Source organism: Pseudomonas extremorientalis (assembly GCF_024584605.1).
Lineage (GTDB): Bacteria > Pseudomonadota > Gammaproteobacteria > Pseudomonadales > Pseudomonadaceae > Aquipseudomonas > Aquipseudomonas extremorientalis.
Genome location: NZ_CP089519.1, coordinates 2049385 through 2075303 on the forward strand (window position 1 = coordinate 2049385; position 25919 = coordinate 2075303).

The window sequence follows — 25919 nt, forward strand, 5'->3', positions numbered from 1 at the left end:
CACATAACAACAGGTTGACGTCGCTCGGCATCCGTCGGGCGCAGCACTTTCGGGGAAGTACGATGAAGATGCGACGACTCTTGGGCGCAGCTGCCACTCTGGTAGTTGCGATGAGCTCCACACTGGCCAGCGCCGACAGCAAAACCCTGAGCATCGGCTATGTGGACGGCTGGTCCGACAGCGTTGCCACCACGCACGTGGCGGCAGAGGTGATCAAGGCCAAGCTCGGTTATGACGTGAAACTGCAAGCGGTAGCCACCGGGATCATGTGGCAGGGCGTGGCCACCGGCAAGCTCGACGCCATGCTGTCCGCCTGGTTGCCGGTGACCCACGGTGAGTATTGGGCCAAGAACAAGGACAAGGTGGTCGACTACGGCCCCAACTTCAAGGATGCGAAGATCGGCCTGATCGTGCCGGAGTACGTCAAGGCCAAGTCCATCGAAGACCTCAAGACCGACACCACCTTCAAGAACAAGATCGTTGGTATCGACGCCGGCTCGGGCGTGATGCTCAAGACCGACGAAGCGATCAAGCAGTACGGCCTCGACTACAAACTGCAAGCCAGCTCGGGTGCGGCGATGATCGCCGAGCTGACCCGCGCCGAAGACAAACAGGAATCCATTGCGGTCACCGGTTGGGTGCCACACTGGATGTTCGCCAAGTGGAAACTGCGTTTCCTGGACGATCCAAAAGGGATTTATGGTGCTGCTGAAACCGTCAACAGTATCGGCAGCAAGGGCCTGGAAAAGAAAGCGCCGGAAGTCGCGGACTTCATGAAGAAATTCCAGTGGGCCTCCAAGGACGAAATCGGCGAAGTCATGCTGGCTATCCAGGAAGGCGCCAAGCCTGATGCAGCGGCCAAGGATTGGGTCGCCAAGCACCCTGAGCGCGTAGCCGAGTGGACCGGTAAGTAACAGCCCCTGATATACCCTTGTGGGAGGGGGCTTGCCCCCGATAGCGATCTGTCAGCTATCGATGTACTGGCTGACACACTGCTATCGGGGGCAAGCCCCCTCCCACATTAATTTTGCCTCCCGTAAATCTCCCTGCGCCCCCGCAAACCCTCGCTACACTCGATCTAAGACTAAGGTCGTCTGGAACCTCTACGGCAGCCGCATACAGTGGATACGTTCCAATAATAAAAAAGCTGTGCTGCGAGGATAAAAACAATGAACGACAGCATTTACCTCTCGATTCAAAACAGCCCGCGTTTCAAGGAGCTGGTGAGAAAAAGGGAAAGGTTCGCCTGGATTCTCTCGGCGATCATGCTAGGGCTTTACTCCGCTTTCATCCTGTTGATCGCCTACGGGCCACAAGTGCTGGGGGCCAAGCTCAGCCCTGGTTCCTCGATTACCTGGGGCATTCCCCTGGGCGTCGGGCTGATTGTGTCCGCCTTCATCCTGACCGGCATCTACGTGCGCCGGGCCAATGGCGAGTTTGACGACCTGAACAATGCGATTCTCAAGGAGGCTGCGCAATGATCCGTCGTCTACTGGCAATATTCGGCGCTTCGCTTTTTGCTCCGGCCGTCTGGGCGGCAGACGCATTGACTGGTGAAGTGCACAAGCAACCCCTGAACATATCGGCCATCGTGATGTTTATCGCGTTTGTCGGTGCGACCCTGTGCATCACCTACTGGGCTTCCAAGCGCAACAAATCGGCAGCCGACTACTATGCGGCCGGCGGCAAGATCACCGGTTTCCAGAACGGCCTGGCCATTGCCGGCGACTACATGTCGGCGGCGTCCTTCCTGGGGATTTCCGCACTGGTCTACACCTCCGGCTATGACGGTCTGATCTACTCGATCGGCTTCCTGGTGGGCTGGCCGATCATTCTGTTCCTGATCGCCGAGCGCCTGCGTAACCTGGGCAAGTACACCTTTGCCGACGTGGCGTCCTATCGCCTGGGCCAGACCCAGATTCGCAGCCTCTCGGCCTGCGGCTCGCTGGTGGTGGTGGCGTTCTACCTGATCGCGCAGATGGTGGGCGCGGGCAAGTTGATCCAGCTGCTGTTCGGCTTGGACTATCATGTAGCGGTGATCCTGGTGGGGATCCTGATGTGCATGTACGTGCTGTTCGGCGGCATGCTGGCGACCACCTGGGTGCAGATCATCAAGGCGGTGCTGTTGCTGTCCGGTGCCTCGTTCATGGCGCTGATGGTGATGAAGCACGTCAACTTCGACTTCAATATGTTGTTCTCCGAGGCGATCAAGGTTCACCCTAAAGGTGAAGCGATCATGAGCCCTGGCGGCCTGGTGAAAGACCCGATCTCGGCATTCTCCCTGGGCCTGGCACTGATGTTCGGTACCGCCGGCCTGCCGCACATCCTGATGCGCTTCTTCACCGTGAGCGACGCCAAGGAAGCGCGCAAGAGCGTGCTGTATGCAACTGGCTTTATCGGCTACTTCTACATCCTGACCTTCATCATCGGTTTCGGCGCGATCCTGCTGGTGAGCACCAATCCGGCGTTCAAGGATGCGGCTGGTGCATTGCTTGGCGGCAACAACATGGCGGCGGTGCACCTGGCCAACGCGGTGGGCGGCAGTATCTTCCTGGGCTTCATCTCGGCCGTGGCCTTCGCCACCATCCTTGCGGTGGTTGCAGGCCTGACCCTGGCCGGTGCTTCGGCGGTGTCCCATGACCTGTACGCCAGTGTGATCAAGAAAGGCAAGGCCAACGACAAGGATGAGATTCGCGTCTCAAAGATCACCACCATCGCGTTGGGCGTATTGGCGATCGGCCTGGGTATCCTGTTCGAAAGCCAGAACATTGCGTTCATGGTCGGCCTGGCGTTCTCCATTGCTGCCAGCTGTAACTTCCCGGTGTTGCTGCTTTCCATGTACTGGAAAAACCTCACCACCCGTGGCGCGATGATCGGCGGCTGGCTGGGCCTGGTCAGTGCGGTTGGCCTGATGATCCTTGGCCCGACCATCTGGGTCTCGATCCTGCACCATGAAAAAGCCATCTTCCCTTACGAATACCCGGCGCTGTTCTCGATGATCATTGCGTTCGTCGGCATCTGGTTCTTCTCCATCACCGACAAGTCGGCGGCGGCAGAGAAAGAGCGTGCGCTGTACTTCCCGCAGTTTGTGCGTTCGCAGACTGGCCTGGGGGCGAGTGGGGCGGTGAATCACTAAGGTTGCAGCCCGAAAAAGAAATGCCCCGGTCGAAAGGCCGGGGCATTTTTTTTGCCTGGGGTTCTGCGTATGGGTACCCGCGTCATCTGGGGGGCAAGCCCCCTCCCACATTTGACTGTATTCACAAATAGACATGTGTAAACCAAGCCCAGTGTGGGAGGGGGCTTGCCCCCGATAGCGGTCGCCCAGTCGGCACAAACAAAAACGGCCTCCGCTAGGGGAGGCCGTCTTCGGTGCAACTCAGCGATGCTTACTTGCGATCTTCCAGCTGGGTGATGTCACGCGACTCGTAGCCGGTGTACAGCTGGCGCGGACGGCCAATCTTGTACGGGCTGGAGAGCATTTCTTTCCAGTGGGAGATCCAGCCCACGGTCCGCGCCAGGGCGAAGATCACGGTGAACATGCTGGTTGGAATGCCGATCGCCTTGAGGATGATCCCCGAGTAGAAGTCGACGTTCGGGTACAGCGAGCGTTCGATGAAGTACGGGTCGGTCAGGGCGATCTCTTCCAGGCGCATGGCCAGTTCGAGTTGCGGGTCGTTCTTGATGCCCAGTTCCTTCAACACTTCGTCGCAGGTCTGCTTCATCACGGTGGCGCGCGGGTCGCGGTTCTTGTAGACCCGGTGACCGAAGCCCATCAGCTTGAACGGATCGTTCTTGTCCTTGGCCTTGGCGATGAACTTGTCGATGTTGGACACATCGCCGATTTCATCGAGCATGGTCAATACCGCTTCGTTCGCACCGCCGTGGGCAGGGCCCCACAGTGCGGCGATACCGGCGGCGATACAGGCGAACGGGTTGGCACCCGAAGAACCGGCCAGGCGTACGGTGGAGGTAGAGGCGTTCTGCTCGTGGTCGGCGTGGAGGATGAAGATCCGGTCCATGGCCTTGGCCAGCGTCGGGCTGATCGGTTTGATCTCGCACGGCGTGTTGAACATCATGTGCAGGAAGTTTTCCGCGTACGTCAGGTCGTTGCGCGGATACATCATGGGTTGGCCCATGGAGTACTTGTAGACCATGGCGGCCAGGGTCGGCATCTTGGCAACCAGGCGGATCGCGGAGATTTCGCGATGCTGCGGGTTATTGATGTCGAGGGAGTCGTGATAGAAGGCCGACAGGGCGCCGACCACACCGCACATGACGGCCATCGGGTGGGCGTCGCGACGGAAGCCGTTGAAGAAGGTCTTCAACTGCTCGTGGACCATGGTGTGGTTCTTCACGGTGCTGACGAACTGGGCTTTCTGCTCGGCTGTTGGCAGTTCGCCATTTAGCAGCAGGTAGCAGGTTTCCAGGTAGTCCGATTTCTCGGCCAGTTGCTCGATCGGGTAGCCGCGATGCAGCAAAATGCCATTATCGCCATCGATATAGGTGATCTTCGACTCGCAAGAGGCGGTCGACATGAAGCCTGGGTCGAATGTGAAACGGCCCGTGGCCGTCAGGCCCCGTACGTCGATAACATCGGGACCAACGGTGCCGGTTAAAATGGGCAGCTCGACGGGGGCTGCGCCCTCGATGATCAACTGCGCTTTTTTGTCAGCCATGTGGCCTCCTATTTATGCTTCAAATCATCAGACAGACCCCCCACGCAGGGCCCGCACCACTATATTGATATAAATCCAGATGTCAATTTGCCTAAAGTCTTGCACCAGAAGGCTTTAACCGTACTTTTTCCTCGAAATTGCCTGCCATTTACGCCTTTTATTCCCCCAGCGCAATCCGCTATTAGGGTGAGGAGTGCGCGTTGTCATTAGTAACCTAACTGTCTATACTCGGCCACCGACCGCCAAGGGCTTTTGGGCTTGCTTTCATTGGGGGTCGCACTCCCTGGGTGGTGCTTACCTGACCAGTCGCACTCCCCAACAACTTTGCCCTGATTGTTAGGGGCTCTTCAGTGTGAAAAAAAGCCGTGAATAGCCAACGACCTGTAAACCTAGACCTAAGGACCATCAAACTCCCCATCACCGGCGTTACGTCGTTCCTGCACCGTGTTTCCGGCATCATCCTGTTCCTGGGCTTGGGCATCATGCTTTATGCATTGAGCAAATCCCTGGGTTCCGAGGAAGGATACGCCGAGGTGAAGGCATGCTTGACCAGCCCGCTGGCCAAGTTCGTAGCATGGGGCCTCCTGTCCGCTCTGCTGTATCACCTGGTAGCCGGTGTGCGCCACTTGATCATGGACATGGGCATCGGTGAGACGCTGGAAGGCGGCCGCCTGGGCTCGAAAATCATCATCGCCATTTCCGTGGTGCTGATCGTTCTGGCAGGAGTTTGGATATGGTAACCAGCGTTACGAATCTGTCGCGTTCGGGCCTCTATGACTGGATGGCACAGCGTGTGTCTGCGGTCGTTCTCGCGGCTTATTTCATTTTCCTGATCGGATACCTCGTCGCAAATCCGGGCATTGGCTATGAGCAATGGCACGGCCTGTTTTCCCACAATGCGATGCGAATCTTCAGTCTGCTGGCCCTTGTTGCCCTGGGCGCACACGCCTGGGTAGGCATGTGGACCATCGCGACCGACTACCTGACGCCGATGGCGCTGGGCAAGTCCGCGACTGCAGTACGTTTCCTCTTCCAGGCAGTCTGCGGCGTCGCGATGTTCGCTTACTTCGTCTGGGGTGTGCAGATTCTTTGGGGTATCTGATTCATGGCTAACATTCCAACTATTTCATTCGATGCCATCATTATTGGTGGCGGCGGCGCTGGCATGCGCGCTGCGCTGCAGCTGGCCCAGGGCGGTCACAAGACTGCCGTGATCACCAAGGTGTTCCCGACCCGTTCCCACACTGTATCGGCCCAGGGTGGCATCACCTGCGCCATCGCCTCCGCCGACCCGAACGATGACTGGCGCTGGCACATGTACGATACCGTCAAGGGTTCCGACTACATCGGTGACCAGGACGCGATCGAATACATGTGTCAGGAAGGCCCGGCTGCAGTGTTCGAGCTGGACCACATGGGTCTGCCGTTCTCCCGTACCGAGCAAGGCCGTATCTACCAGCGTCCGTTCGGCGGCCAGTCGAAGGATTACGGCAAAGGCGGGCAGGCTGCCCGTACCTGCGCCGCGTCGGACCGTACCGGTCACGCGCTGCTGCACACCCTTTACCAGGGCAACCTGAAAGCCGGTACCACGTTCCTGAACGAGTACTATGCCGTTGATCTGGTCAAGAACGCACAAGGCGAGTTCGTCGGTGTGATCGCGATCTGCATCGAAACCGGTGAAACCACCTACATCCGCGCCAAGGCTACCGTGCTGGCGACCGGCGGTGCAGGTCGTATCTACGCGTCCACCACCAATGCCCTGATCAACACCGGTGACGGCGTCGGCATGGCACTGCGTGCGGGCGTGCCGGTACAAGACATCGAAATGTGGCAGTTCCACCCGACCGGTATCGCCGGCGCTGGCGTACTGGTGACCGAAGGTTGCCGTGGTGAAGGTGGCTACCTGATCAACAAGCACGGCGAGCGTTTCATGGAGCGTTATGCGCCGAACGCGAAAGACCTTGCTGGTCGTGACGTTGTGGCCCGTTCGATGGTTAAAGAGATCATCGCCGGCAACGGCTGTGGCCCGAATGGCGACCACGTACTGCTGAAACTCGATCACCTGGGCGAAGAAGTACTGCACAGCCGCCTGCCAGGTATCTGCGAGCTGTCCAAGACCTTTGCTCACGTTGACCCGGTGGTTGCTCCGGTTCCGGTTGTCCCGACTTGCCACTATATGATGGGCGGCGTGCCGACCAACATCCATGGCCAGGCGATCACCCAGAATGCCGAAGGCGAGGACGAGATCATCCACGGTCTGTTCGCCGTAGGCGAAGTGGCGTGCGTATCGGTGCACGGTGCCAACCGCCTGGGTGGCAACTCGTTGCTCGACCTGGTGGTCTTCGGCCGTGCTGCCGGCCTGCACCTGGAAAAAGCGCTGACCGACGGCATCGAATACGATGACGCGACCGACGCCAACATCGAGGCTGCCCTGGCACGCCTGAACGCTCTGAACGAGCGTACCGATGGCGAAGACGTGGCAACCCTGCGTCGCGAGCTGCAAAGCTGCATGCAGAACTACTTCGGTGTATTCCGTACCGGCGAATACATGCAGAAGGGTATTGCCCAGCTGGCCGATCTGCGCAAGCGCATCGCCAACGTCAAGATCAACGATAAGAGCCAGGCGTTCAACACTGCTCGTATCGAAGCCCTTGAGCTGCAGAACCTGCTGGAAGTGGCCGAAGCGACTGCCATCGCTGCCGAGGTTCGCAAGGAATCCCGTGGTGCCCACGCCCGTGAAGACTTTGAAGATCGCGACGACGAAAACTGGTTGTGCCACACCCTGTACTTCCCGGGTGACAAGCGCGTAACCAAGCGTGCCGTGAACTTCTCGCCGAAGACGGTTCCGACGTTTGAACCGAAGATTCGGACTTACTAAGGGTGGCTGCCATGTTGAAAGTCAGTGTTTATCGCTACAACCCTGATCAGGACGCTGCGCCGTTCATGCAGGAATTCCAGGTCGATACCGGTGGTAAAGACCTGATGGTGCTGGATGTACTGGCACTGATCAAAGAGCAGGACGAAGGTTTCTCCTATCGTCGCTCTTGCCGTGAAGGTGTATGCGGTTCCGACGGCATGAACATCAACGGCAAAAACGGCCTGGCGTGTATCACGCCGCTGTCCGCCGTGGTCAAAGGCAACAAGCTGATCGTTCGTCCTCTGCCAGGTTTGCCGGTTATCCGTGACCTGGTCGTCGATATGAGCATCTTCTACAAGCAATACGAGAAAGTTAAGCCGTTCCTGCAGAACGACACGCCGGCTCCGGCCATCGAGCGTCTGCAGTCCCCGGAAGAGCGCGAGAAGCTCGACGGTCTGTACGAGTGCATCCTGTGCGCTTGCTGCTCGACGTCGTGCCCGTCCTTCTGGTGGAACCCGGACAAGTTCCTGGGCCCAGCTGCCCTGCTGCAAGCGTACCGCTTCCTGGCAGACAGCCGTGACACCAAGACGTCCGAGCGTCTGGCTTCGCTGGATGACCCGTTCAGCGTATTCCGCTGCCGCGGGATCATGAACTGCGTCAACGTATGTCCCAAAGGCCTGAACCCGACTAAGGCCATTGGTCACATCCGTAACATGCTGCTGCAGAGCGGCGTGTAACTGACGTTGTAGTAAAAGCAGGACCGTTGTGCCCGTAAATGCTACGGCGCAGGCTTCAACCGGCGCCGTAGTTTTAACTTGAGCAGCGACTTACAAAGCCGCGGCTCTTATTTTGAAGAAATGAGACAAGCAGGGGCATTCGGGTTGGTACCCGAACTATCAGCGTGATCCTAAGTGGCTTGTTTTGGTCGCTGCACTTGGCCTTTTGCAAGCAAACTCGGTGTTTTCGCCGGTGGTGTCCCCAAATCGAGGGTGACCAAGCATGCAAGAAAGCGTGATGCAGCGCATGTGGAACAGCGGCTATCTTTCAGGTGGTAACGCTGCCTATGTGGAAGAGCTTTATGAGCTCTACCTGCACGACCCTAACGCTGTGCCAGAAGAATGGCGCACCAAATTTCAGACGTTGTCTTCAGACGGCAACGCTGCCACCGATGTATCGCACGCAACAATTCGCGATCAGTTTGTGCTGCTGGCAAAGAACCAGCGCCGCGCCCAACCGGTTTCCGCCGGCAGCGTGAGCAGTGAGCACGAGAAGAAGCAAGTTGAAGTATTGCGACTGATCCAGGCCTACCGGATGCGCGGCCACCAGGCGGCCCAGCTTGACCCGCTGGGGCTCTGGCAGCGTCCTGCACCTGCAGACCTGTCGATCAATCATTACGGCTTGACCAATGCCGATCTTGATACGACCTTCCGTGCCGGCGACCTGTTCATCGGCAAAGAGGAAGCGAGCCTACGCGAAATTCACGAAGCGTTGCAGCAGACATATTGCCGCACCATCGGCGCTGAGTTCACGCACATCACCGATTCCGAGCAACGCCACTGGTTCCAGCATCGCCTGGAAGGTGTGCGTGGCCGTCCGGTGCTGTCCGCCGATGTACGCAGCCACCTGCTCGAGCGCGTCACCGCTGCCGAAGGCCTGGAAAAATACCTGGGTACCAAATACCCGGGCACCAAGCGTTTCGGCCTGGAGGGCGGCGAAAGCCTGATCCCGATGCTCGACGAGCTGATCCAGCGTTCCGGTTCCTACGGCACCAAGGAAATCGTGATCGGCATGGCCCACCGTGGTCGCCTGAACGTGTTGGTCAACACCTTCGGCAAGAACCCGCGCGAGCTGTTCGACGAGTTCGAAGGCAAGAAGAAGGTCGAGCTGGGCTCCGGTGACGTTAAATACCACCAAGGCTTCTCGTCCAACGTGATGACCACCGGCGGTGAAGTTCACCTGGCCATGGCCTTCAACCCATCCCACCTGGAAATCGTTTCTCCAGTGGTCGAGGGGTCGGTGCGTGCCCGCCAGGATCGTCGCAACGACACCACGGGTGAAAAGGTCCTGCCGATTTCCATCCACGGTGACGCGGCATTCGCCGGTCAAGGCGTGGTCCTGGAAACCTTCCAGATGTCGCAGACCCGCGGCTTCAAGACCGGCGGTACCGTTCACATCGTCATCAACAACCAGGTTGGCTTCACCATCAGCAACCCGCTGGATGCGCGCTCCACCGAGTACGCGACCGATGTTGCCAAGATGATTCAGGCGCCGATCCTCCATGTGAATGGGGATGATCCGGAAGCCGTGCTGTTCGTGACCCAACTGGCTGTCGACTACCGCATGCAGTTCAAGCGTGACGTGGTGATCGACCTGGTTTGTTACCGCCGTCGCGGTCACAACGAAGCCGACGAACCAAGCGGCACCCAGCCGCTGATGTACCAGCAGATCACCAAGCAGCGCACTACCCGTGAGCTGTATGCCGAGAGCCTGATCAAGGCCGGTGTGGTTGACGATGCGCGTGTTCAGGCGAAAGTCGACGAATACCGCAACGCGCTGGACAACGGTCTGCATGTAGTGAAGAGCCTGGTCAAAGAGCCGAACAAAGAGCTGTTCGTCGACTGGCGCCCATACCTGGGCCACGCCTGGACGGCGCGTCACGACACCTCGTTCGACCTGAAGACCTTGCAGGAACTGTCCGCCAAGCTGCTGGAAATCCCGGAAGGCTTCGTGGTGCAGCGCCAGGTTGCGAAGATCTACGAAGACCGTCAGAAGATGCAAGCCGGCGGCCTGCCGATCAACTGGGGTTACGCCGAAACCATGGCGTACGCGACCCTGGCGTTCGAAGGTCACCCGATCCGCATGACCGGCCAGGACATCGGCCGTGGTACGTTCTCGCACCGTCACGCGGTCCTGCACAACCAGAAAGACGCCAGTACCTACGTTCCGTTGAAGCACCTGTACGAAGGCCAGCCACGTTTCGACCTGTACGACTCGTTCCTGTCCGAAGAAGCCGTGCTGGCGTTCGAATACGGTTACTCGACCACCACGCCGAACGCGCTGGTGATCTGGGAAGCCCAGTTCGGTGACTTCGCCAACGGTGCCCAAGTGGTTATCGACCAGTTCATCACCAGCGGCGAGCACAAGTGGGGTCGCCTGTGCGGTCTGACCATGCTGTTGCCACATGGTTATGAAGGCCAGGGTCCTGAGCATTCCTCGGCCCGTCTGGAGCGTTACCTGCAGCTGTGCGCCGAGCACAACATCCAGGTGTGCGTGCCGACAACCCCGGCCCAGATCTACCACTTGCTGCGTCGCCAGGTGATCCGCCCGCTGCGCAAGCCGCTGGTAGTGCTGACACCGAAGTCGCTGCTGCGTCATAAATTGGCCATCTCGACCCTGGAAGATCTGGCGGATGGTTCGTTCCAGACCGTTATTCCAGAAATCGACGCGCTGGATGCGGCCAAGGTGACTCGCCTGGTCCTGTGCAGCGGCAAGGTCTACTACGACCTGCTGGAAAAACGTCGTGCCGAAGGCCGCGAAGACATCGCCATCGTGCGTATCGAGCAGCTTTACCCGTTCCCGGAAGACGACCTGATGGAGGCCATCGCGCCTTACACCAACCTCACTAACGTAGTGTGGTGCCAGGAAGAACCGATGAACCAGGGCGCTTGGTACAGCAGCCAGCATCACCTGCGTCGCAGCATCGGCAACCACAACAAGGCCCTGGGCCTGGAATATGCCGGTCGTGATGCTTCCGCTGCACCTGCGTGTGGTTATGCGTCGATGCACGCCGAGCAGCAGGAAAAACTGCTGCAAGATGCTTTCACTGTTTAACGCCTTCGCGCTGACTGAAACCGAATTTTAAGGACCCACAGATAATGGCTATCGAAATCAAAGCCCCGTCATTCCCGGAATCGGTTGCCGATGGCACCGTTGCCACCTGGCACAAGAAACCAGGCGACGCTGTAAAGCGTGACGACCTGATCGTCGACATCGAGACTGACAAAGTCGTGCTGGAAGTGTTGGCCGAAGCTGACGGCGTGCTGGGCGCAATCGTTGCCGAAGAAGGCGCTACCGTTCTGTCGAACCAGGTGCTGGGCTCGATCGAAGAGGGCAGTGCTGCTGCCGCTGCGCCTGCTGCTGCACCGGCCGCCGCCGCTGCGCCTGCTGCCGCTCCGGCTGCTGGCGCTGAAGACCCGATCGCTGCACCGGCTGCTCGTCAGCTGGCTGAAGAGAACGGCATCAACCTGGCTTCCGTCAAAGGCACCGGCAAAGACGGCCGTGTGACCAAGGAAGACGTGGTTGCGGCTGTTGAAGCCAAGAAAAACGCTCCGGCTGCCGCACCTGCCAAGGCTGCTGCCCCGGCTGCCGCTGCGCCTGTGTTCGCTGCCGGCGACCGCACCGAGAAGCGCGTACCGATGACCCGCGTACGTGCCACCGTGGCCAAGCGTCTGGTTGAAGCCCAGTCGAACATGGCGATGCTGACCACCTTCAACGAAGTCGACATGACCGAAGTCATGGCGCTGCGCTCGAAGTACAAGGATCTGTTCGAGAAGTCCCACAACGGCGTGCGCCTGGGCTTCATGTCGTTCTTCGTGAAAGCGGCCACCGAAGCGCTGAAACGCTTCCCGGCAGTCAACGCTTCCATCGACGGCAACGACATCGTTTACCATGGCTACGCAGACATCGGCGTTGCCGTGTCCAGCGACCGTGGCCTGGTGGTTCCGGTACTGCGTAACGCCGAACTGATGAGCCTGGCTGAAATCGAAGGCGGCATCGCCACCTTCGGCAAGAAAGCCCGTGACGGCAAGCTGACCATCGACGAGATGACCGGCGGTACCTTCACCATCACCAACGGTGGTACCTTCGGTTCGATGATGTCGACCCCGATCGTCAACCCGCCGCAAGCCGCGATCCTGGGCATGCACAACATCATCCAGCGTCCGATGGCCATCAACGGCCAAGTCGTGATCCGCCCGATGATGTACCTGGCGCTGTCGTACGATCACCGCCTGATCGATGGTAAAGAAGCCGTGACTTTCCTGGTGACCATCAAGAACCTGCTGGAAGACCCGGCTCGTCTGTTGCTGGATATCTGATTGAAGCAGCTGCAAGTTGCGAGCTACAAGCTGTACGAAAAAGCAGCTTGGCTTGCAGCTTGCGGCTAAAAGCTTGTCGCAAATAGAGGATCTATTTTCATGACACAGAAATTTGACGTCGTAGTGATTGGTGCAGGTCCTGGCGGCTACGTTGCCGCGATCAAGGCCGCACAACTGGGCCTCTCGACTGCTTGCATCGAAAAATACACCGACAAGGAAGGCAAACTGGCGCTGGGCGGTACTTGCCTGAACGTCGGTTGCATTCCTTCCAAGGCGCTGCTGGACAGCTCCTGGAAATTCCACGAAGCCCAGGATGGCTTCGCGATCCACGGCATCAACCATGCTGGCGTGACCATGGACGTACCGGCGATGGTCGGTCGTAAAGCCAACATCGTCAAGGGCCTGACTTCCGGCGTTGCCACCTTGTTCAAGGCCAACGGCGTCACTTCCCTGCAAGGCCACGGCAAGCTGCTGGCTGGCAAGAAAGTTGAAATCACCAAGCCAGACGGCTCGACCGAAATCATCGAAGCCGAAAACGTGATCCTGGCTCCAGGTTCGCGTCCAATCGACATTCCGCCTGCTCCAGTCGACAACAACGTGATCGTTGATTCGACCGGCGCCCTGGAATTCCAGGCTGTGCCTAAGCGCCTGGGCGTGATCGGCGCCGGCGTGATCGGTCTGGAGCTGGGTTCGGTGTGGTCCCGCCTCGGTGCTGAAGTGACCGTGCTGGAAGCCCTGGACACGTTCCTGCTGGCTGCCGACACCGCCGTTTCCAAGGAAGCGCTGAAAACCCTGACCAAGCAAGGTCTGGACATCAAGCTGGGCGCTCGCGTCACCGGCTCGAAAGTCAACGGCGAAGAAGTTGTCGTCAACTACACCGACAAGGATGGCGAAAAAACCATCACTTTCGACAAGCTGATCGTAGCCGTGGGTCGCCGTCCAGTGACCACCGACCTGCTGGCTGCCGACAGTGGCGTGAACATCGACGAGCGTGGTTTCATCCACGTTGACGATCACTGCGCGACCACCGTGCCGGGCGTCTACGCCATCGGCGACGTGGTTCGCGGCATGATGCTGGCGCACAAGGCTTCCGAAGAAGGCATCATGGTTGTCGAGCGCATCAAGGGTCACAAAACCCAGATGAACTACGACCTGATCCCATCGGTTATCTACACCCATCCGGAAATTGCATGGGTCGGCAAGAACGAACAGCAGTTGAAAGCTGAAGGCGTTGAAGTTAACGTCGGCACCTTCCCGTTTGCCGCTTCTGGCCGTGCCATGGCAGCCAACGACACCGGTGGTTTTGTCAAAGTCATCGCTGATGCCAAGACTGACCGCGTATTGGGCGTCCACGTGATTGGCCCGAGCGCTGCAGAACTGGTTCAGCAAGGCGCGATCGGTATGGAATTCGGCACCAGTGCCGAGGACCTGGGCATGATGGTCTTCTCCCATCCGACCCTGTCCGAAGCGTTGCACGAAGCAGCGTTGGCAGTGAATGGCGGCGCCATCCACATCGCCAACCGCAAGAAGCGCTAAGCGAGATAATAAGAAACCACGGCGGAGTTGCCCGTCGTGAGCCTTGCGCGCAAGACTCACCGCGGAATATCCGCTGGACGCAGCCTTGCGCAGCTTTACGGGCCTTGAGCCCCGCAAGTTGCGCGAGCAGCAGTCACAGGTGGCGCGGCACTCATAATGAGCGCAGCGCCGAATGCGCAGTACCTAACGAAGACGGTAAAAAGCATGAATCTTCACGAGTATCAGGGTAAGCAGCTGTTCGCTGAATACGGCCTGCCAGTTTCCAAGGGCTACGCAGTAGACACCCCGGAAGCAGCAGCAGAAGCTTGCGACAAAATCGGCGGCAGCGAGTGGGTTGTCAAAGCCCAGGTCCACGCCGGTGGTCGCGGTAAAGCGGGCGGCGTTAAGCTGGTTCGCAGCAAAGAAGACGCCAAGGCCTTCGCACAGCAGTGGCTGGGCAAGCGTCTGGTGACTTACCAGACTGATGCCAATGGCCAGCCAGTCACCAAGATCCTGGTTGAATCGTGCACTGATATCGCTAAAGAGCTGTACCTGGGCGCTGTCGTTGACCGTTCGAGCCGTCGCATCGTGTTCATGGCTTCCACCGAAGGTGGCGTGGACATCGAGAAGATCGCTCACGAAACCCCAGAAAAAATTCTGAAAGCCACCATCGACCCACTGGTTGGCGCTCAGCCATTCCAGGGGCGCGAGCTGGCTTTCCAGCTGGGCCTGGAAGGCAAGCAAGTTGCCCAGTTCGCCAAGATCTTCGTGGGTCTGGCCAAACTGTTCCAGGATCACGATCTGGCCCTGCTGGAAGTGAACCCGCTGGTGATCAAGGCTGACGGCGATCTGCACTGCCTGGACGCCAAGATCAACATCGACGCCAACGCCATGTACCGTCAGCCTAAGCTGAAGACTTTCCACGATCCGTCGCAAGACGATCCGCGCGAAGCGCACGCTGCCAAGTTCGAACTGAACTACGTAGCCCTGGAAGGCAACATCGGCTGCATGGTCAACGGTGCCGGCCTGGCCATGGGTACCATGGACATCGTCAACCTGCATGGCGGCAAACCAGCCAACTTCCTCGACGTGGGCGGTGGTGCTACCAAAGAACGCGTGACCGAAGCCTTCAAGATCATCCTGTCCGACTCCAACGTCGCAGCAGTACTGGTCAACATCTTCGGCGGCATCGTTCGTTGCGACATGATTGCCGAAGGCATCATCGGTGCAGTGAAAGAAGTCGGCGTTAAAATCCCGGTTGTTGTTCGCCTTGAAGGTAACAACGCTGAACTGGGCGCTAAAGTACTGGCAGAAAGCGGTTTGAACATCATCGCGGCTACCAGCCTGACCGACGCTGCTCAACAAGTTGTCAAAGCTGCGGAGGGCAAATAATGAGCGTCCTGATCAATAAAGACACCAAAGTTATCTGCCAGGGTATTACCGGTTCGCAAGGTAGTTTCCACACCCAGCAAGCCATCGAATACGGCACCAAGATGGTTGGCGGCGTAACTCCGGGCAAAGGCGGCACCGAGCACCTGGGCCTGCCAGTGTTCAACACCGTGAAAGACGCTGTAGCGGCCACTGGCGCCACCGCCAGCGTGATCTACGTTCCAGCTCCTTTCTGCAAGGACTCCATCCTGGAAGCGGCATTCGGCGGCATCAAGCTGATCGTCTGCATCACCGAAGGCATTCCTACCCTGGACATGCTGGACGCTAAAGTTAAGTGCGACGAGCTGGGCGTAGTCCTGATCGGCCCTAACTGCCCAGGCGTGATCACTCCAGGCGAATGCAAGATCGGCATCATGCCTGGTCACATTCACTTGCCAGGCAAGGTCGGTATCGTTTCCCGTTCCGGCACCCTGACCTACGAAGCTGTGAAGCAGACCACTGACGCCGGTTTCGGTCAGTCGACTTGCGTCGGCATCGGCGGTGACCCGATCCCGGGCTCCAACTTCATCGACATCCTGAAGCTGTTCCAGGAAGACCCGAAGACCGAAGCGATCGTGATGATCGGTGAGATCGGCGGTTCGGCTGAAGAAGAAGCGGCTGCCTACATCAAGGCACACGTGACCAAGCCGGTTGTTTCCTACATCGCTGGTGTGACTGCCCCTGCGGGCAAGCGCATGGGCCATGCTGGCGCAATCATCTCTGGCGGCAAAGGCACTGCAGACGAGAAATTCGCTGCGCTGCAAGACGCGGGCGTTAAAACCGTGCGTTCGCTGGCAGACATCGGCAAGGCCCTGGCCGAGCTGACCGGTTGGGCTGTCAAGTAAGCCTCGCGCTTAGCTGACGCTTCACCACACAAAGGTCACCTTCGGGTGGCCTTTGTGCTTTCCGGGGTTTAATAAAGATCAAAATGTGGGAGGGGGCAAGCCCCCTCCCACATTTGCCTGTATTGCCAAATTAGGTATGAAAATGCGACATGCAGATGTCGCTTATCGGACAGTCCGCCCCGCAACAGTGCGTTCGTCAGCCAATTTCTGTAACCTAGCCGCCTCTTTATGCGTGCGCATCCCAAAAGGAAGCCTCGCGCTAGACCGGTCGGCCGCCATAAGGGCTGGCAGCATTTCCCTCATCCATAGGGAATCCCTCTCTAAATTCCGATTCAGTAGTGTGGTATTTCCCGAAATGAAAGTGTTGAAAAGCCAGGACATCCTGGCGTTGGGCTTTATGACCTTTGCCCTGTTCGTGGGCGCCGGCAACATCATCTTCCCGCCTATCGTTGGACTGCAGTCGGGGCCTCACGTCTGGATGGCAGCGCTGGGCTTCCTGATCACCGCAGTCGGCTTGCCGGTGGTCACCGTGATCGCCCTGGCCAAGGTCGGTGGTGGCATGGACGCGTTGAGCAGCCCGATCGGCAAGATCGCCGGTGGCCTGCTCGCGGCGGCGGCGTATCTGGCGGTAGGGCCGCTGTTCGCTACCCCGCGTACCGCGACCGTGTCCTTCGAAGTGGGCCTGGCGCCGCTGACCGGTGAAAGCCCGCTGGCGCTGTTCCTCTATAGCTCGGTGTACTTCCTCGTGGTGTTCTTTGTCTCCCTGTACCCAGGTCGGCTGCTGGACACCGTGGGGCGTTTCCTGGCGCCGCTGAAAATCATCGCCCTGGCCATTCTCGGCATCGCCGCGTTTGCCTTGCCGGCCGGTGATGTGGGCGTCGCTACCCCGGAATATGTCGCCGCACCGTTTTCCCAAGGCTTTATCCAGGGTTACCTGACCATGGATACCCTGGGCGCCCTGGTGTTTGGCATCGTGATCGTCAATGCCATCCGCTCCCGTGGCGTCGAGTCGCCCAAGCTGATCACCCGTTACGCCATCATTGCGGGCTTGATTGCCGGCGTGGGCCTGGCCCTGGTGTACTTCAGCCTGTTTCGCCTGGGTTCGGGCAGCCATGCAGTGGCTGCCGGTGCCACGAACGGTGCTGCGGTGCTGCACGCCTATGTGCAACACACCTTCGGCTCCCTGGGCAGTGGCTTCCTGGCCGTGCTGATCTCCCTGGCGTGCCTGGTGACCGCGGTAGGCCTGACCTGTGCCTGCGCCGAGTACTTCAGCAAGATCCTGCCGCTGTCCTACAAGACCCTGGTGGTGATCCTGGCGCTGTTCTCGTTGTTCGTCTCGAACCTGGGCCTGACCAAGCTGATTGCCTTCTCGATCCCGGTGCTGACCGCGATCTATCCGCCGTGCATCGTGCTGGTGGCGCTGAGTTTCTGCAAAGACTTCTGGCAGGAGCAGGGCCGTATCGTTGGCCCGGTAATGCTGGTGTCGTTCATCTTTGGCTGCATCGATGCGCTCAAGGGCGCTGGCCTGGCGGGCTGGATGCCTTCGCAATTGGCCAACCTGCCATTGAGCGAGCAGGGCCTGGCGTGGCTGGTGCCGTCAGTGATGACACTGGTCGTGGCGTTCGGGGTCGATCGCATGCTCGGCAAGCGCAGCGAAGCTATCGCATAACCCACGTTTCTCGCTGTACTGAAATGCCCCGTATCAATCGATACAGGGCATTTTTTATGGGTGAACGGCAGTGTCTTTTTATGTGCGCTAACGTCGAACTGACGCAAATACTTTTCAGCCCTCATTCTGCAAAGGACCCGCATGTCGTTCATCGAAACCAATCAGATCCACCTGCTTGCCGCCCTATGGTTCGCCCTTTGCTGGGGTGGCTATACCCGATACGCCATTTGGAAGGCCCGCGACACGGCTTGCCTCGCCAGCGTGCTGCACCTGTACCGCGAAGACTGGATGCGCCGCATGCTGCTGCGCGACAACCGCATCGCCGACGCCAGTGTGATCGGCAACCTGGAGCGCAACGCTTCGTTCTTCGCCTCCAGCACGTTGATCATCCTCGCCGGCATTCTCACGGTGTTGGGTGCTTCAGAGCGGGCGGTGTCGTTGCTGGCGGACATACCGATGGTGCAACAAGCATCCCAAGGCATGTCGGAGATCAAGCTGCTGTGCCTGGCGCTGGTGTTCGTCTATGCGTTCTTTACGTTCAGTTGGTGCATGCGTCAGTACAACTTCGCGGCGGTGCTGGTCGGCTCGGCGCCGATGATCGGCGAGCGGGATGTGTCGGAGCAGGAGCGCAAGGCATTTGCTCTGCGTGCGGCGCGAGTCATCTCCATGGCGGCCAACCAGTTCAACTTTGGCCTGCGCTCTTATTACTTCGGCATGACCATGCTGGCGTGGTTTGTCAGCCCCTGGCTATTCATGTTGATGAGCGCCGGGGTGGTGTTGGTGCTGTATCGGCGGGAGTTTCATTCCGACGTGCTGCAAGTGATGGTGTTTACCCAGACGGATACACCGCCGTCGGAACCGGTTAAAGAAGCAGTTTGATCAACCCTTCAAGTAAAAACACCAGGCAAAGTAAAGCCCGCTATCTAAGCGGGCTTCCTTTTTACAGCGAAGCTGTTACAAGCCGCGGTCTCAAGAACCGGTAGCAGGTGCTGCTTCTTTTGCGGCGGCTTGGTTCGATTCAGCCTGAGCTTTGGCAGCTTCGGCGTTTTCTTTCGCAGCGTCGTTCACTTTATCCTGAGCCTTGGCCATATCTTTCTGAGCTTGCTCAGAATGGGCTGCAGCGTCTTGGGCTTTGTCTTCGGATTTCTTGTCGCAGGCAGCCAGACCGAGGGCAGCGGCCAGCATCATGGAAATAGCTAAAGTCTTGCGCATGGGTGTTTCTCCTTATTGAAGATATCTACTGGCCTTTCGAGCATGGCGGTTCGGCATTAGTTCCTTTTATTCGGTAGATATATAAATCGCTGACTAACAGGAACTTTTGCCCTGCCGCCCATTCTGCGGATCAACACTAATAAGAGTCTGGAACGAATGAGCGAAAATCCCCTGTTAGAGCGTGCGAAGCGCTTTGTATCGGCCTTGCGCCACTGTCAGGTGCTGGGCATTACCGCTCATCAGGCCAGCGAGGAGGGCATCACGCTGATCATGCCGTATGCGCCCCATCTGGTCGGCGATCCCCAATCCGGGGTGATTCACGGTGGCGCGCTGACCTCCCTGATGGACACCGCCTGCGGCATGGCCACCCTGTGCGTATTGCCGGAGTTCGAGGTTTGTCCGACCCTCGACCTGCGCGTCGACTACATGCATCCCGCTACCCCACACAAACCGGTGTACGGCTTCGCCCAATGCTACAGGGTGACCACCGACGTGATCTTCACCCGTGGCTTCGCCTACCAGGATGACCCGCAGCAACCCATCGCCCATGTGGTTGGTACATTCATGCGCATGGGCAAGCGCCTCAAGGGCACGCAAGGACTGGGCAGCACGATCAAGGGGGAGCAGGCATGACGCACCGATTCAAGACCCGCCTGGAGCAGGCCCACGGGCGCGGCGATTACGCCGCGCTGCTCAACCTGATCCCCTACGCCAGGCTGATCGGCATCGAATGCACCCGGCTGGGGGATGAGCTGCTGTTTCGCCTGCCGGCCAACAAGGACAATATTGGTAACCCCATATTGCCGGCGCTGCACGGCGGGGTGATCGCGGGCTTCATGGAGCTGTCGGCGGCCTTGCACCTGCTGGTGTTCACGGGCGCGCCGGGCATTCCGAAAATCATCGATTTTTCCCTGGATTACCTGCGCGCCGGCCAATTTCGCGACACTTACGCCAAATGCCAGGTATGGCGCCAGGGCCGACGGGTGGCGAATGTGGCGATCACCGCCTGGCAGAGCACCGCGGCCGAGCCCATTGCCACGGCTCGCGCGCATTTCAAGATCGAGGAACCAGGTCGCCCTTGAAATCCTGCTCTTAGCCCCCAACTTTGATGACAACCCGCCGCCAACCCTCTAGGGCGCGGCCATTGCCATCCAATTGGAGTTTGATGACCATGAGTGTGGAAACTCAAAAGGAAACCCTGGGCTTCCAGACCGAGGTGAAGCAACTGCTGCACCTCATGATCCATTCGCTGTATTCCAACAAGGAAATCTTCCTTCGCGAATTGATCTCGAACGCCTCTGACGCTGTCGACAAATTACGTTTCGAAGCCCTGTCCAAGCCTGAGTTGCTGGAAGGTGGCGCCGAACTGAAAATTCGTGTGAGCTTCGACAAGGACGCCAAGACCGTCACGATCGAAGACAACGGTATCGGCATGAGCCGTGACGATGCGGTGGCCCACCTGGGCACCATCGCCAAATCTGGCACCGCCGATTTCATGAAGAACCTCTCGGGCGACCAGAAGAAAGATTCGCACCTGATCGGCCAATTCGGCGTGGGCTTCTACTCGGCCTTCATCGTTGCCGACAAGGTTGAAGTATTCAGCCGCCGTGCCGGCCTCGACGCCAGCGAAGGCGTGCACTGGTCCTCCAAAGGCGAGGGCGAGTTCGAAATCGCCACCGTCGACAAGGCTGACCGCGGCACCCGTATCGTGCTGCACCTGAAGTCCGGTGAAAACGAATTCGCCGATGGCTGGCGCCTGCGCAATATCGTCAAGAAGTACTCCGACCACATCGCCCTGCCGATCGAACTGCCAAAAGAACAAGCGGCTGCTGAAGGCGAAGAGGTCCCTGCCCAGGAATGGGAAGTGGTCAACCGTGCCAGCGCGCTGTGGACCCGTCCGCGTACCGAGATCAAGGACGAGGAATACCAGGAGTTCTACAAGCACATCGGTCACGACTACGAAAACCCGCTGAGCTGGAGCCACAACAAGGTCGAAGGCAAGCTGGAATACAACTCGCTGCTGTACGTGCCGGCCCGTGCTCCGTTCGACCTGTACCAGCGTGAAGCGCCAAGAGGCCTGAAACTCTACGTACAGCGCGTGTTTGTGATGGACCAGGCGGAATCGTTCCTGCCGCTGTACCTGCGCTTCATCAAGGGTGTGGTCGATTCCAACGACCTGTCGCTGAACGTGTCGCGGGAAATCCTGCAGAAAGACCCGATCATCGACTCGATGAAGTCGGCGCTGACCAAGCGCGTGCTCGACATGCTGGAAAAACTGGCGAAGAACGAGCCTGAGCAATACAAGGGCTTCTGGAAAAACTTCGGCCAGGTCATGAAAGAAGGCCCGGCGGAAGACTTTGCCAACAAGGAAAAAATCGCCGGCCTGCTGCGTTTTGCTTCCACCCAGGGCGACGACGGCGAGCAGGTTGTGTCCCTGGCCGAGTACCTGGCGCGCGCCAAGGAAGGTCAGGACAAGATCTACTACCTCACTGGCGAAACCTACGCCCAGGTCAAGAACAGCCCGCACCTGGAAGTCTTCCGCAAGAAAGGCATCGAAGTGCTGCTGCTGACCGACCGTATCGATGAGTGGCTGATGAGCTACCTCAACGAGTTCGACGGCAAGCCCTTTGTCGACGTGGCCCGTGGTGACCTGGACCTGGGTAACCTGGACTCCGAGGAAGAGAAGAAAGAAGCCGAAGAAGTCGCCAAGTCCAACGAGGGCCTGGTCGAGCGCATCAAGGCATCCTTGGGCGATGCTGTCAGCGAAGTGCGCGTGTCGCACCGCCTGACCGATTCCCCGGCGATCCTGGCCATCGGCGAGCAGGACCTGGGCATGCAAATGCGCCAGATCCTCGAAGCCAGCGGGCAGAAGGTTCCGGACTCCAAGCCGATCTTCGAATTCAACCCGGCTCACCCGCTGATCGAGAAACTCGACGGTGAGCAGAGCGAAGAGCGTTTTGGCGACCTGTCGCACATCCTCTTCGACCAGGCGGCCCTGGCCGCTGGTGACAGCCTGAAAGACCCGGCTGCCTATGTGCGCCGCCTGAACAAGCTGTTGGTTGAACTGTCGGTTTGACCCTGATGTAGAAAAACCCGCTTCGGCGGGTTTTTTCGTTCTAACGCACCTCAACTGGAGTAAATGATGAGCCAAGTCACTGTACGTTCCGTGGTCTATCAGATTGATGGCCAGTCCTACGAAAGCCGCCTGGCGTTCGACGCCAATCATAAAGGCCCGCTGCCGGGGCTGTTGATGGCGCCGAACTGGATGGGGGTGAGTGCGGGTGCCGAAGAGATCGCCAAAAGTGTGGCCGGCAACGGCTACGTGGTACTGATCGCCGACCTGTACGGGCAGACCGTACGCCCGTCGAATGGCGATGAGGCCGGCGCAGCGATGATGCCGCTGAAGAACGACCGTGCGTTGTTGAACAAGCGTATGCAGGCGGCCTTCGAGCAGTTGCAGGGACAGACCGAGGCCGTTGTCGATACGTCGAAACTGGCGACCTTTGGTTTCTGCTTCGGTGGTTGCTGCTCCCTGGAGCTGGCGCGTACCGGTGCGCCGGTCAAGGCGGCCATCTCGTTCCACGGCACCCTCGACACGCCAAACCCGGCGGACGCAAAGAACATCAAGGGCTCAGTGCTGGTGCTGCACGGCGCTTGCGACCCGCTGGTGCCGAAGGAACAACTGCCGGCGTTCGAAGATGAAATGAACGCAGCCGGCGTGGATTGGCAACTGCTGAGCTACGGCGGCGCGGTGCATTCCTTCACCGACCCCCATGCCAATGTGCCGGGCAAGATGATGTACGACGCCAAGACCGCCAAACGGGCGTTCCGGTCGATGCATAACTTGCTGGATGAAGTGTTCAAGGCCTGATTTTTCAGCGCCTGTCCGGGCCTAATCGGGGGCAAGCCCCCTCCCACACTTGGATGCAATCACTGATCAAATGTGGGAGGGGGCTTGCCCCCGATGGCTATCTCAATGGCAACTCAATTCTTTCAGACTCACCCGGCACCGTCGGCCAATCCCCGGCTGCCCAGCGCTGCCTGGCCTGTTCAATCACCGCCGGATCACTCGCGACAAAATTCCAATTGATCCGCCGTGGCCCATCCAGCGGCGCGCCACCAAACACCACAAGGTGGCAATCGCTCTCGGCAAACAGTGTCATCTCCTGCCCCGCGGGCAATACCACCAGGCTGTGCACTTCCAGCGCCACGCCGTCCAACTGAGCTTCACCCTCCAATACATACACCGCACGTTCTTCATGCTCTTCAGGCACCAGCAGGGTCGTAGCCGTCTGCATCCGCACCTCGGCATACAAGGTGGGCGACAGCACCGGCACCGGTGACTTGAGACAGAACCCATCCCCTGCGATCAGGCGTATCTGCACGCCCAGGTTCTCACTCACCGGCAGACTCGCCGCCGGGTGATGGCTGTAATGTCCCGGCCCGGTCTCGTGGTCTTTGGGCGAGGCCAGCCACACTTGCAGCCCGTGCAGGCTGAAACCCTCGGCCCTGAGGGCTTCGGGTGTGCGTTCGACATGAGCGATGGCACTGCCGGCGGTCATCCAGCTGACGTCGCCGGCCTGCACCACCTGGTCCGAGCCCAGGCTGTCCTTGTGCTGCAAAGCGCCTTCGAACAGATAGGTGAGGGTGGACAGCCCGATATGCGGGTGTTGGCGGATATTCATGCCATCGCCCGGTGCATAGCGGGTCAGCAGCATATGGTCGAAAAACACAAAAGGCCCGACGCTGCGGCATTCGCGCGACGGCAGCGGGCGCAGGATCGGTTGCCCTTCGACATCTTCGGGGCGAGGGCGGATCACGGTGAGGGTGGTCATGGTGCGTCCCAGTCTGAGCGGGTTGGATGCTGCTGAGCATAACCCGCTCGACGGGAGGTTGCCGCTATTGGCTGAAGGCGCCTTCCGACAGCTTGGTGTCGATGCTGATCTCGGCGGTAGTCATCAGCTTGTGCACCGGGCAGCGATCCGCTATGCGATGCAGCTCATCGCGTTGTTCGTCAGTGAGTACGCCCTTGAGCGTGAGCTTGACGTTGAGTCTGTATTTGCCCTTTTGTTCTTCGGTGGCGTCGTGGCTGACTTCCACGGTCACGCCGGTGAGCGGGATGTCTTTTTTCTGGGCGTAGAGCTTCACGGTCAGGGCTTTGCACGAGGCCAGGGCAGCGTCGAAGTAGTCATGGGGGGAGGGCGCCGAATCGTCACCGCCCAGCCTTTTGGGCAGGTCGGTGAACAACTCGTGGTTGTCGATGTTGAGGCTATGGCGAAAGTTGTCCTGGTTCAGGGTGTTTACGGTAACTGGCATGGCAAACCTCACAGGGTGGCAGGATGAAGGTCATGCAGTTATAGAGCATGCTGGCACTTCGGTGTTCCTTGTTTTTGCCGGATGAACCCCGGCAAGGCGTTCAGGGTCTACCCGTATCAGCCCCTATCGAGGTGTTACCGTGCCCTGGACTCGCCTGACTCTTGCCCTGTTGTTCGCCGCCGGCAGCCTGGCCGCGCAGGCCCGCGACTATGCCTATAGCGATGCGCACCTGCATTACGTGGACTTCTTCCAGGAAACGGCGGGCATGGACAAGCTGCTCAAGGCGATGGCCGACAATCGCATCGATCACGTGATGATTTCTGGTATTCCCGTTGCGAAGAAATGGCACGAGGACGAACCCAAGCGACCGCGCTACTACGCCGGCGACGACGCGGATGCCTATTGGTACAGCGCCACCGATGTGATCGTGGCCGCAGCGGTCAACAAACTGACCCCTGGGCAGCGCCAGCACTTTCATCCGTTCCTGTCCGGCTTCAACCCCAACGACAAGAACTCGGCCGCCCATATCCAACGTATGCTCGATCTCAATCCAGGGCTGTGGCAGGGCATCGGCGAGGTTTTTACCCGACATGACGACCTCACGGCCATCACTGCTGGCGACACACCACGGGCCAATAACGAAGCCATGACCCGCATCTATCACCTGGCGGCGGAAAATGACTTGCCCGTGATGCTGCACTCCAACATCACCTCCAAGCGCGAGCGCAACCCGCTGTACCTGGCTGAGGTCGAAGAACCCCTGCGCAACCACCCGCACACCCGTTTTATCTGGGCCCATGCTGGCACCAGCAAGGAGATCCATCGTCACCAGGTACAGATGGACTTTTTGCTGCCCACCTTGAGCCGCATGCTGGAGGCGTACCCCAACCTTTACATCGATCTGTCCTGGAGCGTGCTCACGCCCTACTTGCTGGATGATGCAGGCCAGCCTCGCCCCGAGTGGGTAAAACTGGTGGAGCGCTTTCCCGAGCGCTTTATGCTCGGCTCGGACGTCGTAGGGCGCTTCAACAAGTTGGGTAAGCAAATGCGCAGCTTCGACCCGTTCCTCGATGCACTCTCCGAAGGGGTCGCCCGCAAAGTGGCCCGCGATAACTTCCTGGCGATCCTGCCTGAGTCGACTCGCGATGGCGCCGCTGATTGATATCGCGTTTTGCTCTTGCGTCGGTATAGGGCACAGGCAGTTGCAAGCCTTGAGCGACAAGCTGCAAGTGGTTCGAGTGCTCTTCCCTTGCGGCTATAGCTTGAAACCTATAGCTCTGAAAGCAAAAAGCCCCGAACCAGTCG

At 59.0% G+C, this 25919-nt stretch carries 23 protein-coding genes; 19 read left to right on the forward strand and 4 right to left on the reverse strand.

The genetic code is table 11. The features are described 5' to 3' along the window. Positions 1-62: 62 nt before the first annotated feature. The 3 genes from LUU92_RS09285 (at position 63) to LUU92_RS09295 (ending at position 3136) form a co-directional block, all read left to right on the forward strand. A complete protein-coding gene (locus LUU92_RS09285) occupies positions 63-914 on the forward strand; it encodes a glycine betaine ABC transporter substrate-binding protein (protein WP_257103500.1) in 852 nt (283 codons plus the stop codon). 255 nt (positions 915-1169) lie between these two features. Continuing rightward, entirely contained in the window at positions 1170-1481 is a 312-nt protein-coding gene (locus tag LUU92_RS09290; protein WP_016972153.1) for a DUF485 domain-containing protein, read from the forward strand. Further along, on the forward strand, positions 1478-3136 hold the full coding sequence (locus LUU92_RS09295) for a cation acetate symporter (RefSeq protein ID WP_071489586.1): 1659 nt from the start codon (positions 1478-1480) through the stop codon (positions 3134-3136). Before LUU92_RS09290 ends, LUU92_RS09295 begins: the two co-directional genes overlap by 4 nt. A 250-nt stretch (positions 3137-3386) precedes the next feature. On the opposite strand, the gene gltA is transcribed toward LUU92_RS09295, so the two are convergent. Beyond that, the gene (gltA, locus tag LUU92_RS09300; RefSeq protein ID WP_028615712.1) at positions 3387-4676 is read right to left on the reverse strand and encodes a citrate synthase; all 1290 of its coding nucleotides are present in this window, start codon (positions 4674-4676) and stop codon (positions 3387-3389) included. Between the two features lie 365 nt (positions 4677-5041). On the opposite strand from gltA, the gene sdhC reads away from it, so the two are divergent. From sdhC to LUU92_RS09355, 11 genes are all read left to right on the forward strand, one after another. Then, on the forward strand, positions 5042-5416 hold the full coding sequence (gene sdhC, locus LUU92_RS09305; RefSeq protein WP_003172804.1) for a succinate dehydrogenase, cytochrome b556 subunit: 375 nt from the start codon (positions 5042-5044) through the stop codon (positions 5414-5416). Continuing rightward, a complete protein-coding gene (gene sdhD / locus LUU92_RS09310) occupies positions 5410-5778 on the forward strand; it encodes a succinate dehydrogenase, hydrophobic membrane anchor protein (protein ID WP_003172805.1) in 369 nt (122 codons plus the stop codon). The genes sdhC and sdhD overlap by 7 nt, the downstream gene beginning before the upstream one ends. 3 nt (positions 5779-5781) lie before the next feature. After that, positions 5782-7554 carry a succinate dehydrogenase flavoprotein subunit gene (gene sdhA, locus LUU92_RS09315; protein WP_010211741.1) on the forward strand — a complete coding sequence of 591 codons (1773 nt, stop codon included), beginning with the start codon at positions 5782-5784 and terminating at the stop codon, positions 7552-7554. Between the two features lie 11 nt (positions 7555-7565). Further along, a complete protein-coding gene (locus LUU92_RS09320; RefSeq protein ID WP_003172807.1) occupies positions 7566-8270 on the forward strand; it encodes a succinate dehydrogenase iron-sulfur subunit in 705 nt (234 codons plus the stop codon). A gap of 262 nt (positions 8271-8532) precedes the next feature. Further along, positions 8533-11364, forward strand: coding sequence for a 2-oxoglutarate dehydrogenase E1 component (locus LUU92_RS09325; RefSeq protein ID WP_071489584.1), 2832 nt, complete (start codon positions 8533-8535; stop codon positions 11362-11364). Between the two features lie 44 nt (positions 11365-11408). Further along, the gene (gene odhB / locus LUU92_RS09330; RefSeq protein WP_071489583.1) at positions 11409-12629 is read left to right on the forward strand and encodes a 2-oxoglutarate dehydrogenase complex dihydrolipoyllysine-residue succinyltransferase; all 1221 of its coding nucleotides are present in this window, start codon (positions 11409-11411) and stop codon (positions 12627-12629) included. A 99-nt stretch (positions 12630-12728) separates the two neighbouring features. After that, a complete protein-coding gene (gene lpdA / locus LUU92_RS09335) occupies positions 12729-14165 on the forward strand; it encodes a dihydrolipoyl dehydrogenase (protein ID WP_071489582.1) in 1437 nt (478 codons plus the stop codon). 204 nt (positions 14166-14369) lie between these two features. Then, the gene (gene sucC / locus LUU92_RS09340; protein ID WP_003190011.1) at positions 14370-15536 is read left to right on the forward strand and encodes an ADP-forming succinate--CoA ligase subunit beta; all 1167 of its coding nucleotides are present in this window, start codon (positions 14370-14372) and stop codon (positions 15534-15536) included. Further along, positions 15536-16417: a succinate--CoA ligase subunit alpha gene (gene sucD / locus LUU92_RS09345; protein ID WP_003172813.1), complete on the forward strand. Its 882-nt coding sequence runs from the start codon at positions 15536-15538 to the stop codon at positions 16415-16417. The genes sucC and sucD overlap by 1 nt, the downstream gene beginning before the upstream one ends. A 355-nt stretch (positions 16418-16772) precedes the next feature. Further along, the gene (brnQ, locus tag LUU92_RS09350; protein WP_092247841.1) at positions 16773-18086 is read left to right on the forward strand and encodes a branched-chain amino acid transport system II carrier protein; all 1314 of its coding nucleotides are present in this window, start codon (positions 16773-16775) and stop codon (positions 18084-18086) included. A gap of 141 nt (positions 18087-18227) precedes the next feature. Next, a complete protein-coding gene (locus LUU92_RS09355) occupies positions 18228-18965 on the forward strand; it encodes a DUF599 domain-containing protein (RefSeq protein ID WP_071489580.1) in 738 nt (245 codons plus the stop codon). Positions 18966-19055: 90 nt separating this feature from the next. Here LUU92_RS09355 and LUU92_RS09360 read toward each other — a convergent pair whose 3' ends face one another. Further along, on the reverse strand, positions 19056-19298 hold the full coding sequence (locus LUU92_RS09360) for a hypothetical protein (protein WP_058427885.1): 243 nt from the start codon (positions 19296-19298) through the stop codon (positions 19056-19058). 156 nt (positions 19299-19454) lie between these two features. Here LUU92_RS09360 and LUU92_RS09365 point away from each other — a divergent pair, with 156 nt between their 5' ends. The 4 genes from LUU92_RS09365 (at position 19455) to LUU92_RS09380 (ending at position 23169) form a co-directional block, all read left to right on the forward strand. Then, positions 19455-19931 (forward strand): PaaI family thioesterase, encoded by a 477-nt coding sequence (locus LUU92_RS09365; protein ID WP_071489579.1) that lies wholly within the window; start codon positions 19455-19457, stop codon positions 19929-19931. Next, a complete protein-coding gene (locus LUU92_RS09370; RefSeq protein ID WP_071489578.1) occupies positions 19928-20380 on the forward strand; it encodes a PaaI family thioesterase in 453 nt (150 codons plus the stop codon). Before LUU92_RS09365 ends, LUU92_RS09370 begins: the two co-directional genes overlap by 4 nt. A gap of 89 nt (positions 20381-20469) precedes the next feature. Then, positions 20470-22374, forward strand: a complete 1905-nt coding sequence (htpG, locus tag LUU92_RS09375; RefSeq protein WP_257103501.1) for a molecular chaperone HtpG — start codon at positions 20470-20472, stop codon at positions 22372-22374. A gap of 66 nt (positions 22375-22440) precedes the next feature. After that, the gene (locus LUU92_RS09380) at positions 22441-23169 is read left to right on the forward strand and encodes a dienelactone hydrolase family protein (RefSeq protein WP_257103502.1); all 729 of its coding nucleotides are present in this window, start codon (positions 22441-22443) and stop codon (positions 23167-23169) included. 97 nt (positions 23170-23266) lie between these two features. Here the strand turns inward: LUU92_RS09380 and LUU92_RS09385 are convergent, their stop codons facing one another. Both LUU92_RS09385 and LUU92_RS09390 read right to left on the reverse strand, forming a co-directional pair. Continuing rightward, positions 23267-24133: a pirin family protein gene (locus LUU92_RS09385; protein WP_071489576.1), complete on the reverse strand. Its 867-nt coding sequence runs from the start codon at positions 24131-24133 to the stop codon at positions 23267-23269. A 64-nt stretch (positions 24134-24197) separates the two neighbouring features. After that, complete coding sequence (locus LUU92_RS09390; RefSeq protein ID WP_257103503.1) at positions 24198-24614, reverse strand: OsmC family protein; 417 nt, start codon at positions 24612-24614, stop codon at positions 24198-24200. A gap of 139 nt (positions 24615-24753) precedes the next feature. Between LUU92_RS09390 and LUU92_RS09395 the strand changes: the two genes are divergently transcribed. Then, positions 24754-25776, forward strand: coding sequence for an amidohydrolase family protein (locus tag LUU92_RS09395; protein ID WP_071489574.1), 1023 nt, complete (start codon positions 24754-24756; stop codon positions 25774-25776). Positions 25777-25919 lie beyond the last annotated feature (143 nt).

Bases quoted from the DNA above. Each gene is read 5' to 3' on its own strand.
- LUU92_RS09285 (WP_257103500.1), top strand. From the start codon at position 63: ATGAAGATGCGACGACTCTTGGGCGCAGCTGCCACTCTGGTAGTTGCG.
- LUU92_RS09290 (WP_016972153.1), top strand. From the start codon at position 1,170: ATGAACGACAGCATTTACCTCTCGATTCAAAACAGCCCGCGTTTCAAG.
- LUU92_RS09295 (WP_071489586.1), top strand. From the start codon at position 1,478: ATGATCCGTCGTCTACTGGCAATATTCGGCGCTTCGCTTTTTGCTCCG.
- gltA (WP_028615712.1), bottom strand. From the start codon at position 4,676: ATGGCTGACAAAAAAGCGCAGTTGATCATCGAGGGCGCAGCCCCCGTC.
- sdhD (WP_003172805.1), top strand. From the start codon at position 5,410: ATGGTAACCAGCGTTACGAATCTGTCGCGTTCGGGCCTCTATGACTGG.
- sdhA (WP_010211741.1), top strand. From the start codon at position 5,782: ATGGCTAACATTCCAACTATTTCATTCGATGCCATCATTATTGGTGGC.
- LUU92_RS09320 (WP_003172807.1), top strand. From the start codon at position 7,566: ATGTTGAAAGTCAGTGTTTATCGCTACAACCCTGATCAGGACGCTGCG.
- LUU92_RS09325 (WP_071489584.1), top strand. From the start codon at position 8,533: ATGCAAGAAAGCGTGATGCAGCGCATGTGGAACAGCGGCTATCTTTCA.
- odhB (WP_071489583.1), top strand. From the start codon at position 11,409: ATGGCTATCGAAATCAAAGCCCCGTCATTCCCGGAATCGGTTGCCGAT.
- lpdA (WP_071489582.1), top strand. From the start codon at position 12,729: ATGACACAGAAATTTGACGTCGTAGTGATTGGTGCAGGTCCTGGCGGC.
- sucC (WP_003190011.1), top strand. From the start codon at position 14,370: ATGAATCTTCACGAGTATCAGGGTAAGCAGCTGTTCGCTGAATACGGC.
- sucD (WP_003172813.1), top strand. From the start codon at position 15,536: ATGAGCGTCCTGATCAATAAAGACACCAAAGTTATCTGCCAGGGTATT.
- brnQ (WP_092247841.1), top strand. From the start codon at position 16,773: ATGAAAGTGTTGAAAAGCCAGGACATCCTGGCGTTGGGCTTTATGACC.
- LUU92_RS09355 (WP_071489580.1), top strand. From the start codon at position 18,228: ATGTCGTTCATCGAAACCAATCAGATCCACCTGCTTGCCGCCCTATGG.
- LUU92_RS09360 (WP_058427885.1), bottom strand. From the start codon at position 19,298: ATGCGCAAGACTTTAGCTATTTCCATGATGCTGGCCGCTGCCCTCGGT.
- LUU92_RS09365 (WP_071489579.1), top strand. From the start codon at position 19,455: ATGAGCGAAAATCCCCTGTTAGAGCGTGCGAAGCGCTTTGTATCGGCC.
- LUU92_RS09370 (WP_071489578.1), top strand. From the start codon at position 19,928: ATGACGCACCGATTCAAGACCCGCCTGGAGCAGGCCCACGGGCGCGGC.
- htpG (WP_257103501.1), top strand. From the start codon at position 20,470: ATGAGTGTGGAAACTCAAAAGGAAACCCTGGGCTTCCAGACCGAGGTG.
- LUU92_RS09380 (WP_257103502.1), top strand. From the start codon at position 22,441: ATGAGCCAAGTCACTGTACGTTCCGTGGTCTATCAGATTGATGGCCAG.
- LUU92_RS09385 (WP_071489576.1), bottom strand. From the start codon at position 24,133: ATGACCACCCTCACCGTGATCCGCCCTCGCCCCGAAGATGTCGAAGGG.
- LUU92_RS09390 (WP_257103503.1), bottom strand. From the start codon at position 24,614: ATGCCAGTTACCGTAAACACCCTGAACCAGGACAACTTTCGCCATAGC.